We start from the raw sequence: 17,210 nt of genomic DNA, 5'->3' as shown, positions 1-17,210 counted from the left end.
CTTATCAGGCCTTTTCCAGCGTACACAGCAACGGATGCTCGTTCTCCCTTGCATAGTCGTTCACCATCGCCACTTTGGTTTCCGCGACCTCGGCAGTAAAGATGCCGCAGATCGCTTTGCCACGATAATGAACGGTAAGCATCAGTTGCGTTGCACGTTCTACATCATAAGAAAAGAACTTTTGTAGCACGTCAATAACAAATTCCATCGGCGTGTAATCATCGTTCATTAACATAACTTTATACATAGATGGCGGTTTTAGCGCGTCGCGCACCTTATCTTCCGCCAGCTGGTCAAAATCCAGCCAATCGTTGGTCTTACCCATTATGCATAACCACTTTGAATCTACCTCAGATGTTAGATAACAATCATCTATTACTGTCATCCGCGATGTCTGTCACAAACTGTTGCAATAGCGTTAACTGCCTCAAATTTTGGTTGATTATTGTCCCAACTCGAGCGCCAAACGCTTGACGGCTTCTTCCGTTTCTCTAAATTGTACAAGCGTGAGATGGCGAGCTTTTGAACAGCCCCCACTCCACCACCGGTTCATTCCATCTTAACTTATAAGATTTACGAAGGATGTCGAAGCATGGAAATGGGTACTGTTAAGTGGTTCAACAACGCCAAGGGGTTTGGCTTCATATGCCCCGAAGGCGGCGGCGAGGATATCTTCGCTCACTATTCCACCATTCAGATGGATGGTTACAGGACGCTCAAAGCCGGGCAGTCCGTCCGGTTCGATGTACACCAGGGGCCAAAAGGCAATCACGCCAGTCTTATCGTGCCCGTTGAAGCAGAAACGGTTGCATAGCTCTCTGTTTCATTGTGTACACCCCGCAGGCAAAATGCCAGCCCGATCGGCTGGCATTTTTATTTTCGGGCTATTCCCGCGCCAGCGCATCCACCGGATCCAGCCGTGCCGCGTTTCGCGCAGGCAGCCAGCCAAACAAAATCCCGGTAAAGGTGGAACATAAAAACGCGGTGAGTATCGCCATTGGCGAAAAGCCAATTTCCCAGCCGGGTAAAAACAGCTGAAGCGCAAAGGCAATCAGCATGGAGAGCGCAATGCCCATCGCGCCGCCCACCAGGCATACCAGCACCGCCTCAATCAAAAACTGCTGAAGCACGTCGCTGGCTCTGGCCCCCACCGCCATGCGGATGCCGATCTCCCGGGTACGTTCGGTCACCGACACCAGCATGATGTTCATCACCCCGATCCCGCCGACGACCAGCGAAATCACCGCCACCAGCGTCAGGAACATCTGAAGAGTACGTGTGGTCTTTTCCGCCGTTTTCAAGAGGCCATCCATGTTCCAGGTAAAGAAGTCTTTCTTGCCGTGGCGCAGGGTTAACAGCCGCTCCAGCTGCTGTTCCGCCAGCGCGCTGTCGTAGCCTTCCTTCACCCGCACGGTGATGGAGTTGAGCCAGGACTGCCCCATAATGCGCCCGGAAATGGTGCTGTACGGCAGCCAGACGCGCAGGATCTTGCTGCTGCCAAACATCGACTGTTTCTCTTCCGCCACGCCAATCACCGTAGCGGGCATGTTGCCCACCAGGATCACCTCCCCGACCACGCGGGTTTTATTCGGGAAAAGCTGCCTGCGTGAGTTCGCATCCAGCACCACCACCTGCGCCCTGCCCGCCAGCTGTTCGGCGTTGAAGGTCGCCCCTTCGCTGAAGGTCATGCCGTAGACGTTGAAGTAATCTCCGCTGACGCCGTTAGCGCTGGCCGCTACGTCGATGTTGCCGTAGCGCAGACGCAGGTTCTGCGAAACGGCAGGCGTGGCGGAGTTCACCCACGGCTGCTTCTGAATAGCCGCCAGATCGTCGTACTTCAGCGCCTGCTGATACTGCGGCTCGTCGTCGCCAAAATCTTTCCCGGGGTAGACGTCAATGGTATTCGTCCCGATGGCGCGAATATCCGCCAGCACCAGCTGTTTCGCCGCGTCTCCCACCACCACAATCGACACCACCGAGGCGATACCGATGATAATGCCGAGCATGGTCAGCAGGGTGCGCATTTTGTTGGCCGCCATCGCCAGCCAGGCCATGGTCAGCGCCTCGCGAAAGCCGCTCGAAAATTGCCCCCAGCCGGTTGAGGCAGGCAGCGCCTCTTTCGGCGCGGCCGCTCTGGACTCACGCGGCGGCGGGTTGCTGACCAGCTCGCCGTCGTGGATCTCAATAATCCGTTCAGCCTGCGCCGCCACCTGCGGATCGTGGGTGACGATAATCACCGTATGCCCCTGATCGCGAAGCTGGTGAAGGATCGCCATAACCTCTTCACCGGAACGGCTGTCGAGCGCGCCGGTCGGTTCATCGGCCAGGATAACCTGGCCACCGTTCATCAGCGCACGGGCAATACTTACGCGCTGCTGCTGACCGCCGGAAAGCTGTGAGGGCTGATAATCCACCCGCTCCGCCAGCCCGAGACGCGTTAACAGCGCCTTCGCGCGCTCGAGGCGCTTTTTACGCTCGACGCCCGCATACACCGCGGGCACCTCCACGTTCTGCGCCGCGCTGAGGTGAGAAAGCAGATGGTAACGCTGGAAGATAAAGCCAAAGTGTTCGCGGCGCAGCTTCGCCAGCGCGTCGCCGTCCAGGGTGGAGACGTCCGTTCCCGCCACGCGATAGGTGCCGCTGGTGGGTTTATCCAGACAGCCGAGAATATTCATCAGCGTCGATTTACCGGACCCCGAGGCCCCGACAATCGCCACCATTTCACCCGCTTCCACGCGCAGGGAGATGCCTTTCAGCACCTCCACCGGCCCGTCGCCGGACGGGTAGCTGCGGCGAATATCATTCAGCTCAAGCAGCGCCGTCATTGCGCGGCTCCGGGCAGGCTTTCGCTGATGACCACTTCCTCACCCTCTTCCAGCCCTTTCACCACCACCACGTCGGTGTCGTTACGCGCGCCAATCACCACTTCCCGCTCGCGGGTTTCGCCGTTGCGCAGCACTTTAACCTTGTAGCGATTGTCCCCGGCGGATTCGCCCAGCGCGGAGAGCGGAACCGTCAGCACGTTTTTGACGCCGGTGAGCTGAATATGCACCTGTGCGGTCATGTCCAGACGCAGCACGCCCTGCGGGTTCGGCACCTCAAAACGGGCATAGTAAAAGATGGCGTCATTCACCTTCTCCGGCGTCGGCAGGATATCCTTCAGCGCCCCTTCATAGCGGGTTTGCGGATCGCCCAGCACCGTAAACCAGGCCTTCTGGCCAGGCTTAAGGTGAATCACGTCCGCTTCGGATACCTGGGCTTTCACCAGCATGGTGCTCATGTCCGCCAGGGTCAGAATGTTTGGCGCCTGCTGCGCGGCGATAACCGTCTGGCCCTGCAGGGTGGTAATCTGCGTCACTTCCCCGGCCATTGGCGCCACGATTTTCGTGTAGTCGAGGTTGGTTTTCGCCGTGTCCAGCGAGGCCTGATTGCGCTTGATTTGCGCGTCGATGGTACCAATCTGCGCCTGCTTCACCGCCAGCTCCGTGGCGGCGGTATCCAGATCCTGTTTTGAGATGGCCTGCGTTTTCGCCAGCGCCTGCTGACGCTTCAGGGTGACCTGAGCGAGATTCCGCTCCGCCTGAGCCTGAGCGCGCTGCGCGCGCAGCTCCATCAGCGTGGCTTCCACCTCGCGGATCTGGTTTTCAGCCTGTTCAGGATCGATCACGCCCAGCAGCTGGCCTTTTTTAACCTTATCGCCAATCTCAACCGACAGCGTTTTAAGCTGGCCGCTAACCTGCGCACCTACGTCAACCTTGCGCAGGGCATCCAGCTTCCCCGTCGCCAGCACGTTTTGCTGCAGCTCGCCCGGGCGAACAATCAGCGTTTGATACTGCGGTACCGGCGCGTTCAGCACCTTCCATACCCAGAATCCGCCCGCTAACACCACTATCGCCAGCAGCAGAAACAGCTTTCTGCGTTTTCCCTTCAGGTTCATAAATATTCCAAATAGTTGTTCTGGCTATCATCAACGTTGATTTTATCTAAACCACTCATCAACGAAACCCCCGATCGCCGTAATCGTCGGGAATTGTTTACCCAGCGTTGATAAAGCCCCTGCTGAAATAGCGATCTTCCACCAGAAGCAGGATCTAACATGTCTTCCATCGTCGAGACACCTTATTCAACGCTGTCTCAGCCAAAATCGGGCTGGCAACTGTTCAAAAGCCTGGCATCGGGAACCCTCACGCCGGGGCTGGCGTGGCAAAATCCGGCCTATCGACGAAAGTTTATGCTGCGCTCGCTGGCGACGCCGCTCACCACGTCGCGCCTGCTGGCAAACCTCGCAAAGCAGCCCCGCCTGATGCAGATCCTGGAGGTGCAGCCCGGCCTGCCGTGCCGTCTGCATCGACCGTGGCTGACAGTCAACATGGGCCGTCAGCATACGCTGGAAGCCCTGAACTATCACTATCAGATGATGAGCCGCCATCTTCCCGCGCCGCTGCTGAACGGCTATCTCTCTGGTGAGGGCATCACGCTGGTGACGTTAACCGGCAAAGACGAACAGCAGTTTAGCGTATGCCTGCGGGCAGACGCGTTTCTGGATAAAGAAGGCGAAGCCACCCTGACCTTTGTCGATTGTCAGAACACGGTGCTGGCCGAGCTGACCTTTACGCTCTGCAACTATGAAGGGAAACCATCGCTGTTTATCGGCGGAATGCAGGGGGCGAAAGCGCATGTCCCGCACGAGCAGATCCAGCTCGCCACGAAAGCCTGCCACGGCCTGTTCCCGAAACGTCTGCTGGTTGAAGCGGTAATGATCCTCGCCGACGCCTTCCCGGTAGAACAGATCCTCGCCGTGAGTAACGCCACCCATATCTACCGCAGCTGGCGTTACCGCAGGAAAAAAGAGGGAAAACTGCTGGCGGATTACGACAGCTTCTGGCGCTCTCTTGGCGGAGAACGGCTGGATAACGGCAACTTTGCCCTGCCGCTGGCCATGCCGCGCAAGCCGATGGAAGAGATCGCGAGTAAAAAGCGCTCCGAATACCGCCGTCGCTATGCGCTGCTTGATAGCCTTATCCAGCAGGTTTCACGGACGACTGGCCGTTAATCGGCCCTCCCGCGCGCCAGCCAGAGGACGCGGGAGAACATTTTACGCAGCAGCGTGGGCACGGATTCTACGCCCCGCCTTCCCGCTTCCGTCGCGACCTCTATGGCTAAATCCGGTTTTGACGACCGGTGGATCGCTTTGGCGATCACCCGGCGCATGTTCATTGGCACATCCACCGGGATCATCGCCACGCGGTGAAAAACGTCGTCAAAGCCCTGGCGGTACATAAAGTGCTCCATGTCCATCGCCGGCAGCGCCGTCAGATGGTCACGCTCCGCTTCCCGATCGTTATTGAGCAGGCCGCGTACGGTCGCCGCATATTTTTTCCCGGCCTCATCGCCATCCACCAGCACGTGCCATTCAATCCCCATCCGGCGGGCGAACTTGATCAGCGGTTTCAGGCCAGACTGCGCAAACTCGATGACCTTGACCCCTTCGGCGTCGAAGTGGTGCCCGCACTGGCGCGCCAGCTCGTTAATCACCCAGGTTTCGGTTTCCCCTTCCACCAGCAGCCAGCAGCGGGCAAACAGCGACGACGCGCGGTTAAAACGGATATGGAACGCAATCCGTCGGCCATCCTCGGCGTTCAGCCCGCCCGGTCCAAGCCGGTAGGCGGTGACGCGCGACGATTCACGCACCAGACGGCAGACATATTCCACCGGCGTCAGGGATAGCAGCTCGCCGGAATTGGTGGTAGTCACGCGCTGCAGGGGGAGCAGGTTCAGCAGATGCCATGCCACGGAGAGCATGATCGGGTGCAGACGCGTCTCCGGATCTTCCACCAGCAGCAGCGGACGCGCGTCCCGGTCAAGGCGCACCGTGCCTTTCGCCTGTAAAAGCGTGGAGAATAATCCCAGCAGGATCACCCTGTGCGAGCGCCCGCCGGGGCGGTCGATCATGCGGTTGATGATATCGAGATAGCGCCAGCTTCGCTGCTCATCGTGCGAGCGGCGGCGCATCAGACGGTGACGAGACGGCCCCGTTCCCTGCTCGGAAAAGTAGTGCTCCAGCAGTTGAACCATGGCGGAAAGCCCCTGACGGATCTGGCCGTCGGTAAGGTTCTGCGGGCGCGAAACCAGCTCGCGGGCGAGGAAATCCAGCTCGCGGGCGGTAACCTCCACCTCCGGCATATCCGGCACCGTGCCGTTTCGGATCCGGCGCATAAAGCGCGCGTCGCGCAAGCGCAGCACGGGGGAGAGGCGGATCAGATGACGGGCCAGCTCGTCGATGTTGTCGAGCGGGATCGGATTCCCCTTCTCATCGAGGAATTCACGCAGGGTTAGCACCCCTTCGTTGTGCGCCATTTCGCCTTCAAGGCGATAGAAAATACGGTGGAAGCCATCTTCACAGGGCACCCAGCAGGGTGACATCGGGCGGTAACGGCGCACGCGATGGCGGCCGGGTTCGGCCTCGCGGAAGGTCAAAATAATATGCAGATGCTTTTCGCGTCCGTTGACATCGCCCGGCGGAAACCAGAAGTCATCGTGGACGAAGTGGTACAGATTCTCCTCAGGCGAAAGCAGCAGCGTCAGGGCGTCCAGCAGGCTGGATTTCCCCCAGGCATTTTCGCCGATAAGAACGTTGTTCTGTTCCAGCTGCAGCGACAGGCGGTTAATGCCGCGAAACCCGACAATCTCCACACGTTCGAGTAGCATAAATCCCCCGCAATTCGTCGACTTTTCCTTCAGTTTATCAGCAGTATAGCGGTACGGGGTCCGGCTGGACACTGCTATATCCCCCTGTTGCTGGTTCTGAGCACAAAAAATTCAGAATTTACCCATCAACTTTCATTTGAAAAAGCCCCTTCCGGGCAAGATACTTCCGCCCGAGAATTGGACTACGATCGTTTTACCTCCAGTTTGAACAAGGAATGACATCACATTGCCTTAAATCAAATTTACTCAATTTATTTAAGTGGCGAAGGGATGTTATTGGTTTTTAAAATAATGACTCTTTGAGTCGTCATCCCTTTATGGCGATATAACCCGTGCGCGGGAAAGCGCGCGGACGTTTATTATTGAGGTGGTTATGTTCAGAAAATTAGCGGCAGAATGTTTTGGTACATTCTGGCTGGTGTTTGGCGGCTGCGGTAGCGCAGTACTGGCAGCAGCATTCCCGGAATTAGGTATTGGTTTTGTCGGTGTTGCACTGGCATTTGGTCTGACGGTTCTCACTATGGCCTATGCGGTAGGCCATATTTCAGGCGGTCATTTTAATCCGGCCGTAACGTTAGGCTTATGGGCGGGCGGCCGTTTCCCGGCAAAAGATATTATTGGCTATATTATTGCTCAGGTTATTGGCGGCATTATTGCTGCGGCGGTTCTGTACGTCATTGCCAGCGGTAAAGCAGGCTTCGACGCCGCGGCCAGCGGTTTTGCGTCGAACGGTTTCGGCGAGCACTCACCGGGCGGCTACTCTATGCTGTCTGCTATCGTGATTGAAATTGTGCTGACCGCAGGGTTCCTGATGGTGATCCACGGCGCAACGGACAAGTATGCTCCTGCCGGCTTCGCGCCCATCGCGATTGGTCTGGCGCTGACGCTGATCCACCTGATTTCCATTCCGGTGACCAACACCTCCGTTAACCCGGCGCGCAGCACCGCGGTAGCTATCTTCCAGGGCGGCTGGGCGCTTGAACAGCTGTGGCTGTTCTGGGTGATGCCGATCGTCGGCGGTATTCTGGGCGGCGTGCTGTACCGTACCCTGCTGGAAAAACGCGATTAATGGTTTTATCCCTCTCCCCCGGGAGAGGGCCTGAGTGAGTGCAGCAAGCCGCACAACCTCATTTATACAAGCCGGGTCAGGCGCAGCCGCCACCCGGCTTTTTTTGTCGCTTTACTGAGATGCCTTTATTGGGTAGTGTCTTTGACGCTTAACCGACACTCAAAAGGACGGCTGTTCATGTTCTCAGGACTCCTCATCATTCTTTTGCCCCTTATTTTGGGCTACCTTATTCCGCTGCGTAATGAATCAGCCTTAAGGCTTATTAATCGTTTTCTCAGCTGGATTGTTTACGTCATTCTGTTCTTTATGGGGATCAGCCTGGCCTTCCTGGATAATCTGGCAACAAATTTACTTTCCATTCTGCATTATTCTGCGGTCACGGTAGTGGTTATTTTGCTGTGCAATATTGCGGCCCTGTCCTGGCTGGAGCGCACTATTCCCTGGAAAAACCACCATCAACAGGAAAAGCTCCCTTCCCGTATTGCGATGGCGCTTGAATCATTAAAGCTGTGCGGCGTTGTGGTTCTCGGTTTTTTGCTCGGGCTGACAGGGCTGGCATTCTTGCAGCATGCCACCGAAGCCAGCGAATATACGCTTATATTCCTGCTCTTCCTGATTGGTATTCAGCTTCGAAATAACGGCATGACGCTAAAGCAGATTGTCCTCAACCGTCGCGGAATGATTGTGGCCGTTATTGTTGTGGCCAGCTCGCTGGTCGCGGGGGTGATTAATGCCTTTATTCTCGATCTGCCGCTGAAAACCAGCCTGGCGATGGCGTCCGGTTTTGGCTGGTATTCTCTCTCCGGCATTCTGCTCACCGAGTCGTTCGGTCCGGTGATTGGCAGCGCCGCCTTCTTTAACGATCTGGCGCGCGAGCTGATCGCCATCATGCTCATTCCCGGCCTTGTGCGCCGCAGCCGCTCGACCGCGCTGGGGCTGTGTGGTGCCACCTCAATGGACTTTACCCTGCCGGTATTACAGCGCTCGGGTGGGCTGGAGATGGTTCCTGCCGCCATCGTGCACGGCTTTATTCTGAGCCTGCTGGTGCCGATTCTGATGGCATTCTTCTCCGCCTGATACTGCGCTGGCGGCAGTGTACCTGCCGCCAAAATTGCGCTAAATCAATATCCCTCCATTTAATGCAAGAAAGCCCTTTTCACCGTTCTGACACAGGCATAACCTTAAACATGCATTTAAAATATAACTTTAACAGGTGTGATTATGTTCTGTGTGCAATGTGAACAAACCATCCGTACCCCGGCAGGCAACGGCTGCTCCTGGGCGCAGGGTATGTGCGGTAAAACCGCAGAGACGTCAGATCTCCAGGATCTGCTGATTGCTACGCTACAAGGCTTGTCCGCATGGGCCTGCAAGGCCCGCGAATACGGCATTGTCGATCACTACGTCGACAGCTTTGCGCCGCGCGCATTTTTCTCCACGCTGACTAACGTTAACTTCGATTCTCCGCGCATTGTGGGCTATGCCCGCGAAGCAATTGCCCTGCGTGAAGCCCTGAAAGCACAGTGCCTGAACGCCGACGCCGCTGCCCGCGTCGACAACCCGATGGCGGAACTGCAGCTGGTGAGCGACGACCTGGGCGAACTGCAGCGTCAGGCGGCAGAATTCACCCCGAATAAAGACAAAGCAGAGATTGGCGAGAACATCCTTGGCCTGCGTCTGCTCTGCCTGTACGGCCTGAAAGGTGCGGCGGCCTATATGGAACACGCGCACGTTCTCGGCCAGTACGACAACGACATTTACGGCCAGTACCACAAAATCATGGCATGGCTCGGCACCTGGCCTTCCGATATGAACGCGCTGCTTGAGTGCTCAATGGAAATCGGCCAGATGAACTTCAGGGTGATGAGCATCCTGGATGCCGGTGAAACCAGCACCTACGGCCACCCGACCCCGACGCAGGTCAACGTGAAGGCGACCGAGGGCAAATGCATCCTGATTTCCGGCCATGACCTGAAGGATCTCTACAACCTGCTGAAGCAGACCGAAGGCACCGGCGTGAACGTTTATACCCACGGTGAAATGCTGTCCGCGCACGGTTATCCGGAGCTGCGCAAGTTTAAGCATCTGGTGGGTAACTACGGCAGCGGCTGGCAGAACCAGCAGGTTGAGTTCGCCCGCTTCCCTGGCCCGATTGTCATGACCTCTAACTGCATCATCGACCCAACCGTGGGCGCGTACGATGACCGTATCTGGACCCGCAGCATCGTCGGCTGGCCGGGTGTAAGCCACCTCGACGGCGACGATTTTGGTCCGGTCATCGCTCAGGCGCAGCAGATGGCCGGCTTCCCGTACAGCGAAATTCCGCACCTCATCACCGTCGGCTTTGGCCGCGAAACCCTGCTGGGCGCCGCAGATTCCCTGATTGACCTCGTCAGCCGTGAGAAGCTGCGCCACATCTTCCTGATTGGCGGCTGCGACGGCGCGCGCGGCGAGCGTAACTACTTCACCGATTTCGCCACCAGCGTACCGGAAGACTGCCTGATCCTGACGCTGGCCTGCGGCAAATACCGTTTCAACAAGCTGGACTTCGGCAACATCGAAGGTCTGCCGCGCCTGGTGGACGCGGGCCAGTGTAACGATGCGTACTCAGCCATTATTCTGGCGGTCACGCTGGCTGAGAAGCTGGGCTGCGGCGTGAACGACCTGCCGCTGTCGCTGGTGCTCTCCTGGTTCGAGCAGAAAGCGATCGTAATTCTGCTGACCCTGCTCTCTCTCGGCGTGACCAACATCGTCACCGGACCGACCGCGCCAGGCTTCCTGACGCCGGACCTGCTGGCCGTGCTGAACGAGAAGTTTGGCCTGCGTTCCGTGACCAACGTTGAAGACGATATGAAGCAGCTGCTGAGCGCGTAAGGAGTAATTCATGACCATGCCAACCTCTCAGTGCCCGTGGCGGATGCAGGTTCATCACATCCATCAGGAGACGCCGGACGTGTGGACGCTGTCGCTGCTGTGCCATGACTACTATCCGTACCGTGCCGGTCAGTATGCGCTGGTCAGCGTCCGTAATTCGGCGGACACCCTGCGCGCCTATACCATCTCCTCCACGCCGGGCGTGAGCGAATATATTACGCTCACCATCCGCCGCATTGATGACGGCGCGGGCTCGCAGTGGCTCACCCGTGACGTGAAGCGCGGGGATTATATCTGGCTGTCTGACGCGCAGGGCGACTTCACCTGCGACGATAAGACGGAAGATAAATTCCTGCTGCTGGCAGCGGGCTGCGGCGTAACGCCGATTATGTCGATGCGCCGCTGGCTGGCGAAATATCGTCCGCAGGCGGACGTGCAGACCATCTTCAGCGTGCGCTCGCCGGAAGATGTGATTTTTGCCGAAGAGTGGCGCAACTACCCGGTGACGCTGGTCGCGGAAAACAACGCCACGCATGGCTTTGTCGCGGGACGTCTGAGCCGCGAGCTGCTGCAAAGCGTGCCGGACATTGCAAACCGCACCGTAATGACCTGCGGCCCGGCGCCGTACATGGACATTGCTGAGAAGGAAGTGAAGGCCCTCGGCGTAACCCGCTTCTTCAAAGAGCAGTTCTTCACGCCGGTAGCCGAAGCGGCGACCAGCGGAGTGAAGTTCACCAAACTGCAGCCGGCGCAGACCTTCTTTGGCCGCGTGGGCACCACCCTGCTGGAAGCGCTGGAAAGCAACAAGGTGCCGGTAGTGGCCGCCTGCCGCGCGGGCGTGTGCGGATGCTGTAAAACGAAGGTCATTTCCGGGGAATACAGCGTGACCAGCACCATGACGCTGACCGAAGCAGAAATTGCGGAAGGCTACGTGCTGGCGTGTTCGTGCCATCCTCAGGGTGACCTGGTACTGGCATAAACGGTAAGCGCTCGAAGGTAAGCCCGGCAGGCGATCGCGTCTGCCGGGCTTTTTTTATCCGCAAACGCCGCCCGCCGGGGGCATGGAGCAGCCAATACGGTGACTTTCTTCTAAGCTTGTAGGCGATATCACAAAAAGGAGATGGACACCCATGAAACAGACCGTGGCTGCATACATAGCGAAAACCCTGGAACAGGCGGGCGTAAAACGTATCTGGGGCGTCACCGGCGATTCCCTGAACGGGCTCAGCGACAGCCTCAATAAAATGAAAACCATCGAATGGATGCCGACTCGCCATGAAGAGGTCGCCGCCTTCGCCGCGGGGGCCGAAGCGCAGCTCACGGGTGAACTTGCCGTCTGTGCCGGCTCCTGCGGACCGGGCAACCTGCACCTCATCAATGGCCTGTTCGACTGCCACCGCAACCATGTTCCGGTGCTGGCGATTGCCGCCCACATTCCCTCATCTGAAATCGGCAGCGGCTATTTTCAGGAGACGCATCCGCAGGAGCTGTTCCGTGAATGCAGCCACTACTGCGAGCTGGTCTCGTCGCCGGAGCAGATCCCACAGGTGCTGGCCATCGCCATGCGCAAAGCCGTCCTCAATCGCGGGGTTTCGGTGGTCGTCCTGCCGGGTGACGTAGCGCTGAAGGCCGCTCCCGAAACCGCCACCACCCACTGGTACTCTGCCCCGCAGCCGACCGTCACCCCCGCCGCTGAAGAGCTTAAGAAGCTGGCGCAGCTGCTGCGTTACTCCAGCAATATCGCCCTGATGTGCGGTAGCGGCTGCGCCGGCGCGCATGACGAGCTGGTGGCGTTTGCCGGCAAGCTGAAAGCACCAATCGTTCACGCCCTGCGCGGTAAAGAGCACGTGGAGTACGATAACCCTTACGATGTGGGGATGACCGGGCTGATCGGTTTTTCCAGCGGCTTCCACACGATGATGAACGCCGATACGCTGATCCTGCTCGGCACCCAGTTCCCGTACCGCGCGTTTTACCCGACGGATGCCAAAATCATTCAGATCGACATTAACCCCGGCAGTATCGGCGCGCACAGCAAGGTCGATATGGCGCTCATCGGCGATATTAAATCCACCCTCGCCGCCCTGCTGCCGCTGCTGGAAGAAAAAACGGACCGCAAGTTCCTCGATAAGGCCCTGAGCGATTACCGCGACGCGCGTAAGGGGCTGGACGATCTCGCCAAACCGAGCGACAAAGCCATTCACCCGCAGTACCTGGCCCAGCAGATCAGTCATTTTGCGGACGACGACGCCATCTTTACCTGCGACGTGGGCACGCCAACCGTCTGGGCAGCGCGCTATCTGAAGATGAACGGTAAACGCCGCCTGCTCGGTTCCTTCAACCACGGCTCGATGGCCAACGCCATGCCGCAGGCGCTGGGCGCAAAAGCGACGGCACCGGAACGTCAGGTGGTGGCGATGTGCGGCGACGGCGGGTTCAGCATGCTGATGGGGGATTTCCTGTCGGTGGTGCAGATGAAGCTTCCGCTAAAAATCGTGGTCTTCAACAACAGCGTGCTGGGCTTCGTGGCGATGGAGATGAAGGCCGGAGGCTACCTCACGGACGGCACCGAGCTGCACGACACCAATTTCGCCCGCATCGCCGAAGCCTGCGGTATTACCGGTATTCGGGTCGAGAAAGCGTCTGAGGTGGACGAGGCCCTGCAGCGCGCCTTCTCCATCGACGGTCCGGTGCTGGTGGACGTGGTGGTTGCCAAAGAAGAGCTGGCCATCCCGCCGCAGATCAAGCTGGAACAGGCAAAAGGCTTTAGCCTCTACATGCTGCGCGCCATCATCAGCGGACGCGGCGACGAGGTGATCGAACTGGCAAAAACCAACTGGCTCAGGTAAAACATCTGGCATCGCCTTTTTAACTATAAGGACATGCCATGATTGATTTACGCAGTGATACCGTTACCCGCCCGGGTCGCGCCATGCTCGACGCGATGATGGCCGCCCCGGTCGGCGACGACGTCTACGGCGATGACCCGACGGTCAACGAGCTGCAGCGCTATGCGGCAGAGCTCAGCGGCAAGGAGGCTGCCCTGTTCCTGCCCACCGGCACGCAGGCTAACCTGGTGGCGCTGCTCAGCCACTGCGAGCGCGGCGAAGAGTATATCGTCGGCCAGGGGGCGCATAACTACCTGTACGAAGCGGGCGGCGCGGCGGTGCTCGGCAGCATTCAGCCGCAGCCGATCGATGCCGCGCCGGACGGCTCCCTGCCGCTCGATAAGGTCGCCGCGAAAATCAAAGCCGACGATATTCACTTCGCCCGCACCAGGCTGCTCAGCCTGGAAAACACCCACAACGGTAAGGTTCTGCCGCGCGAGTACCTGAAAGCGGCGTGGGAGTTTACCCGCGAGCGCGGGCTCGGCCTGCACGTTGACGGGGCGCGCATCTTTAACGCCGTGGTCGAGTACGGCTGCGAGCTGAAAGCGATCGCGCAATATTGCGACTCGTTCACCATTTGCCTCTCTAAAGGGCTGGGCACCCCCGTGGGTTCGCTGCTGGTGGGCGATGCGGACTACATCAAACGCGCCAACCGCTGGCGTAAAATGACCGGCGGCGGAATGCGGCAGGCGGGTATTCTGGCGGCCGCCGGGCTGTACGCGCTGAAAAACAACGTGACGCGCCTTAAAGAGGATCACGATAACGCCGCGTGGATGGCGGCGCGGCTGCGCGAGATCGGCGCAGACGTCATGCGTCACGACACCAACATGCTGTTTGTCCGCGTCGAAGATGAGCACGCCGCCGCGCTGGGCGAATTTATGAAGGCGCGTGGGGTGCTGATCAATGCCTCCCCGGTTGTGCGCCTGGTGATGCATCTCGACGTTAACCGCGAACAGCTAACCGGGGTGGTAAAACACTGGCAGGCGTTTTTACAGCGTTAAGGAGCATACCGTGCCGCAACGAATTCTGGTGCTCGGCGCCAGCGGGTATATCGGTCAGCATCTGACCGCTGCGCTAAGCCAGCAGGGGCATCGGGTGCTGGCAGCGGCACGCAACACTGAACGCCTGCAAAAGCTCAGCCTGCCGGGCGTTACCTGTCACAGCGTCGATCTCAACTGGCCGAAGGAGCTTCCCGCGCTGCTGGAAGGGGTTGATACGCTTTACTACCTGGTCCACAGCATGGGCGAAGGCGGCGATTTTATCGCCCACGAGCGGCAGGTGGCGATGAACGTCCGCGATGCCCTGCTGCAAACCCCGGTGAAGCAGGCGATCTTTTTAAGCTCGCTTCAGGCGCCCGCCGACGAGCAGTCCGACCACCTGCGCGCCCGCCAGCTGACGGCGGAGACGCTGCGCAGCGCGAATATTCCCGTTACCGAACTGCGGGCGGGGATTATCGTCGGCGCGGGGTCCGCCGCGTTCGAAGTGATGCGCGATATGGTCTACAACCTGCCAGTGCTGACCCCGCCGCGCTGGGTACGCTCGCGCACCACGCCCATCGCGCTGGAGAATTTACTCCACTATCTGGTGGCGTTGCTGGATCACCCGGCAGAGCAGCACCGCGTTCTGGAGGCGGCTGGCCCACAGGTGCTGAGCTATCAGGAGCAGTTCGAGCATTTTATGCGCGTCAGCGGACGCCGCCGCTGGCTGGTGCCCGTCCCCTTCCCGACCCGCTGGATATCGGTGTGGTTTTTAAACGTCATTACCTCAGTACCCCCGACCACCGCAAAGGCGCTGATCCAGGGGCTGAAGCACGACCTGCTGGCGGACGATCGCGAACTGCGCGCATTAATCCCCCAGGAGCTGATCCGCTTTGACGACGCGGTGCGCCGTACCCTGAAAGAAGAAGAGAAGCTGGTGAACTCCAGCGACTGGGGCTACGACGCCCAGGCCTTTGCCCGCTGGCGGCCGGAGTACGGCTACTACCCGAAGCAGGCCGGCTGTACGGTAAAAACCACGGCCAGCCTGGAGGCGCTGTGGGAGGTCGTGAACCAGATTGGCGGCAAAGAGCGTTATTTCTTCGGCAATATTCTCTGGCAAACGCGCGGCGCGCTGGATCTGCTGGTCGGTCACCGGCTGGCAAAAGGGCGCCCTGCGCATCCTTATCTTCAGGTAGGGGATGCCGTCGACAGCTGGAAGGTGATTATCGTCGAGCCACAAAAGCGGCTGGCGCTGCTGTTCGGCATGAAGGCGCCGGGGCTGGGGCGGCTCTGCTTTACCCTCAGTGACAAAGGCGACCATCGTGAACTGGACGTTCGGGCGTGGTGGCATCCGCACGGAATGCCCGGTCTGTTTTACTGGCTGCTCATGATCCCGGCACACCTGTTTATCTTCCGCGGCATGGCGAAACGTATTGCGCAACTGGCAGAAGAAAAGCGGGAAAATAACTAAATAAAACTCTTAATCTTTCACCTTTCCCATTGCAACACATCGTAATTCACGAAAGAATGCGCACGAAATTCTTTTCAACACAGTGGATTGTTATGAAGGTACTGGTTACCGGGGCGACCAGCGGCTTAGGCCGAAATGCGGTCGAGTTTCTGCGCAACAAGGGCATCAGCGTGAGGGCCACCGGTCGCAATGAGGCGATGGGCAAGCTTCTGCAAAAAATGGGCGCTGAATTTGTCCATGCCGATCTGACGGAGCTGGTCTCCTCTCAGGCTAAGGTGATGCTCGCCGGAATTGATACACTGTGGCACTGCTCCAGCTTTACCTCCCCGTGGGGCACGCAGGAAGCCTTCGATCTCGCTAACGTGCGCGCCACGCGTCGTCTGGGCGAGTGGGCCGTTGCCTGGGGCGTGCGTAACTTTATCCATATCTCCTCTCCGTCGCTCTATTTCGACTATCACCACCATCGGGATATCCAGGAAGATTTCCGTCCGGCGCGTTTTGCCTGTGAATTTGCCCGCAGCAAGGCTGCCGGTGAAGAGGTGATCGACCTGCTGGCGCAGTCAAACCCGCATACCCGCTTCACCGTGCTGCGCCCGCAGAGCCTGTTCGGGCCGCACGATAAAGTGTTCATTCCGCGACTGGCGCAGATGATGCACCATTACGGCAGCGTTCTCCTGCCGCGCGGCGGTGATGCGCTGGTGGACATGACCTATTACGAAAACGCCGTTCACGCCATGTGGCTGGCGAGCCAGCCGGACTGCGATAAGCTGGCGTCGGGCCGCGCGTATAACATCACCAACGGCGAACCCTGCACGCTGCGCAGCATTGTGCAAAGGCTGATTGACGAGCTAAAAATCGACTGCCGCATTCGTTCCGTTCCATATCCAATGCTGGACATGATCGCCCGCAGCATGGAGCGCTTTGGCAGCAAATCGGCGAAGGAGCCTGCGCTGACCCACTACGGCGTATCTAAGCTGAATTTTGACTTCACGCTGGATATTTCGCGCGCGGAGAACGAGCTGGGGTATAAGCCGATCGTATCGCTGGATGAAGGAATTGTGCGCACCGCCGCATGGCTGCGGGACCACGGGAAGCTGCATCGGTAGTTAATTGGGTGCGGCCTTGTGCCCTCACCCCGGCCCTCTCCCACAGGGTTGAGGGATCCCCCTAAAATAATGCCTGCACGGATGACCCCCTCTCCCTTGAGGGAGAGGGTTGGGGTG

The 17,210-nt window shown here is 58.7% G+C and carries 15 protein-coding genes; 10 read left to right on the top strand and 5 right to left on the bottom strand.

Annotated features, from left to right (window positions below; genetic code table 11):
- Positions 1-4 precede the first annotated feature (4 nt).
- The gene (gene clpS, locus OWK27_RS15370; RefSeq protein WP_006174393.1) at positions 5-325 is read right to left on the bottom strand and encodes an ATP-dependent Clp protease adapter ClpS; all 321 of its coding nucleotides are present in this window, start codon (positions 323-325) and stop codon (positions 5-7) included.
- Positions 326-592: 267 nt separating this feature from the next.
- Between clpS and cspD the strand changes: the two genes are divergently transcribed.
- On the top strand, positions 593-814 hold the full coding sequence (gene cspD / locus OWK27_RS15365) for a cold shock-like protein CspD (RefSeq protein WP_006809408.1): 222 nt from the start codon (positions 593-595) through the stop codon (positions 812-814).
- 70 nt (positions 815-884) lie between these two features.
- Here cspD and macB read toward each other — a convergent pair whose 3' ends face one another.
- Genes macB through OWK27_RS15350 form a run of 3 tightly spaced genes read right to left on the bottom strand, consistent with a single transcriptional unit; the run spans position 885 to position 4,107 of the window.
- Positions 885-2,825 carry a macrolide ABC transporter ATP-binding protein/permease MacB gene (gene macB / locus OWK27_RS15360; RefSeq protein ID WP_176610747.1) on the bottom strand — a complete coding sequence of 647 codons (1,941 nt, stop codon included), beginning with the start codon at positions 2,823-2,825 and terminating at the stop codon, positions 885-887.
- Positions 2,822-3,937 (bottom strand): macrolide transporter subunit MacA, encoded by a 1,116-nt coding sequence (macA, locus tag OWK27_RS15355; protein ID WP_148418753.1) that lies wholly within the window; start codon positions 3,935-3,937, stop codon positions 2,822-2,824. Before macA ends, macB begins: the two co-directional genes overlap by 4 nt.
- A complete protein-coding gene (locus OWK27_RS15350) occupies positions 3,934-4,107 on the bottom strand; it encodes a hypothetical protein (protein ID WP_176610748.1) in 174 nt (57 codons plus the stop codon). The genes macA and OWK27_RS15350 overlap by 4 nt, the downstream gene beginning before the upstream one ends.
- Here OWK27_RS15350 and OWK27_RS15345 point away from each other — a divergent pair.
- Complete coding sequence (locus OWK27_RS15345; RefSeq protein WP_267590704.1) at positions 4,097-5,053, top strand: VirK/YbjX family protein; 957 nt, start codon at positions 4,097-4,099, stop codon at positions 5,051-5,053. The genes OWK27_RS15350 and OWK27_RS15345 overlap by 11 nt on opposite strands.
- On the opposite strand, the gene OWK27_RS15340 is transcribed toward OWK27_RS15345, so the two are convergent.
- Positions 5,050-6,708, bottom strand: coding sequence for an ATP-dependent endonuclease (locus tag OWK27_RS15340; protein WP_267590703.1), 1,659 nt, complete (start codon positions 6,706-6,708; stop codon positions 5,050-5,052). The genes OWK27_RS15345 and OWK27_RS15340 overlap by 4 nt on opposite strands.
- Positions 6,709-7,081: 373 nt before the next feature.
- Between OWK27_RS15340 and aqpZ the strand changes: the two genes are divergently transcribed.
- From aqpZ to OWK27_RS15300, 8 genes are all read left to right on the top strand, one after another.
- Positions 7,082-7,777 (top strand): aquaporin Z, encoded by a 696-nt coding sequence (gene aqpZ, locus OWK27_RS15335; protein WP_267590702.1) that lies wholly within the window; start codon positions 7,082-7,084, stop codon positions 7,775-7,777.
- A gap of 177 nt (positions 7,778-7,954) precedes the next feature.
- On the top strand, positions 7,955-8,854 hold the full coding sequence (locus tag OWK27_RS15330) for a lysine exporter LysO family protein (protein WP_267590701.1): 900 nt from the start codon (positions 7,955-7,957) through the stop codon (positions 8,852-8,854).
- Between the two features lie 144 nt (positions 8,855-8,998).
- Positions 8,999-10,651, top strand: coding sequence for a hydroxylamine reductase (hcp, locus tag OWK27_RS15325; RefSeq protein WP_267590700.1), 1,653 nt, complete (start codon positions 8,999-9,001; stop codon positions 10,649-10,651).
- 10 nt (positions 10,652-10,661) lie between these two features.
- Positions 10,662-11,630: an NADH oxidoreductase gene (gene hcr, locus OWK27_RS15320; protein ID WP_242174642.1), complete on the top strand. Its 969-nt coding sequence runs from the start codon at positions 10,662-10,664 to the stop codon at positions 11,628-11,630.
- A gap of 151 nt (positions 11,631-11,781) precedes the next feature.
- Positions 11,782-13,500, top strand: a complete 1,719-nt coding sequence (gene poxB, locus OWK27_RS15315; RefSeq protein WP_242174643.1) for a ubiquinone-dependent pyruvate dehydrogenase — start codon at positions 11,782-11,784, stop codon at positions 13,498-13,500.
- Positions 13,501-13,538: 38 nt separating this feature from the next.
- On the top strand, positions 13,539-14,540 hold the full coding sequence (gene ltaE / locus OWK27_RS15310; RefSeq protein WP_267590699.1) for a low-specificity L-threonine aldolase: 1,002 nt from the start codon (positions 13,539-13,541) through the stop codon (positions 14,538-14,540).
- A 10-nt stretch (positions 14,541-14,550) separates the two neighbouring features.
- Positions 14,551-15,987, top strand: coding sequence for an SDR family oxidoreductase (locus OWK27_RS15305; protein WP_148418744.1), 1,437 nt, complete (start codon positions 14,551-14,553; stop codon positions 15,985-15,987).
- Between the two features lie 92 nt (positions 15,988-16,079).
- Positions 16,080-17,093: an NAD-dependent epimerase/dehydratase family protein gene (locus OWK27_RS15300; RefSeq protein ID WP_193356398.1), complete on the top strand. Its 1,014-nt coding sequence runs from the start codon at positions 16,080-16,082 to the stop codon at positions 17,091-17,093.
- The last annotated feature ends 117 nt before the right edge of the window (positions 17,094-17,210 follow it).

It is taken from the genome of Enterobacter cloacae complex sp. 2022EL-00788, from assembly GCF_026627565.1.
Classification (GTDB): Bacteria; Pseudomonadota; Gammaproteobacteria; order Enterobacterales; family Enterobacteriaceae; genus Enterobacter; species Enterobacter pasteurii.
This window is presented reverse-complemented; position numbering and strand designations above follow the sequence as displayed.

What these genes read in the sequence shown, in the direction of transcription:
- clpS (WP_006174393.1), bottom strand. Translation starts at nt 325, where the DNA reads ATGGGTAAGACCAACGATTGGCTGGATTTTGACCAGCTGGCGGAAGAT.
- cspD (WP_006809408.1), top strand. Translation starts at nt 593, where the DNA reads ATGGAAATGGGTACTGTTAAGTGGTTCAACAACGCCAAGGGGTTTGGC.
- macB (WP_176610747.1), bottom strand. Translation starts at nt 2,825, where the DNA reads ATGACGGCGCTGCTTGAGCTGAATGATATTCGCCGCAGCTACCCGTCC.
- macA (WP_148418753.1), bottom strand. Translation starts at nt 3,937, where the DNA reads ATGAACCTGAAGGGAAAACGCAGAAAGCTGTTTCTGCTGCTGGCGATA.
- OWK27_RS15345 (WP_267590704.1), top strand. Translation starts at nt 4,097, where the DNA reads ATGTCTTCCATCGTCGAGACACCTTATTCAACGCTGTCTCAGCCAAAA.
- OWK27_RS15350 (WP_176610748.1), bottom strand. Translation starts at nt 4,107, where the DNA reads ATGGAAGACATGTTAGATCCTGCTTCTGGTGGAAGATCGCTATTTCAG.
- OWK27_RS15340 (WP_267590703.1), bottom strand. Translation starts at nt 6,708, where the DNA reads ATGCTACTCGAACGTGTGGAGATTGTCGGGTTTCGCGGCATTAACCGC.
- aqpZ (WP_267590702.1), top strand. Translation starts at nt 7,082, where the DNA reads ATGTTCAGAAAATTAGCGGCAGAATGTTTTGGTACATTCTGGCTGGTG.
- OWK27_RS15330 (WP_267590701.1), top strand. Translation starts at nt 7,955, where the DNA reads ATGTTCTCAGGACTCCTCATCATTCTTTTGCCCCTTATTTTGGGCTAC.
- hcp (WP_267590700.1), top strand. Translation starts at nt 8,999, where the DNA reads ATGTTCTGTGTGCAATGTGAACAAACCATCCGTACCCCGGCAGGCAAC.
- hcr (WP_242174642.1), top strand. Translation starts at nt 10,662, where the DNA reads ATGACCATGCCAACCTCTCAGTGCCCGTGGCGGATGCAGGTTCATCAC.
- poxB (WP_242174643.1), top strand. Translation starts at nt 11,782, where the DNA reads ATGAAACAGACCGTGGCTGCATACATAGCGAAAACCCTGGAACAGGCG.
- ltaE (WP_267590699.1), top strand. Translation starts at nt 13,539, where the DNA reads ATGATTGATTTACGCAGTGATACCGTTACCCGCCCGGGTCGCGCCATG.
- OWK27_RS15300 (WP_193356398.1), top strand. Translation starts at nt 16,080, where the DNA reads ATGAAGGTACTGGTTACCGGGGCGACCAGCGGCTTAGGCCGAAATGCG.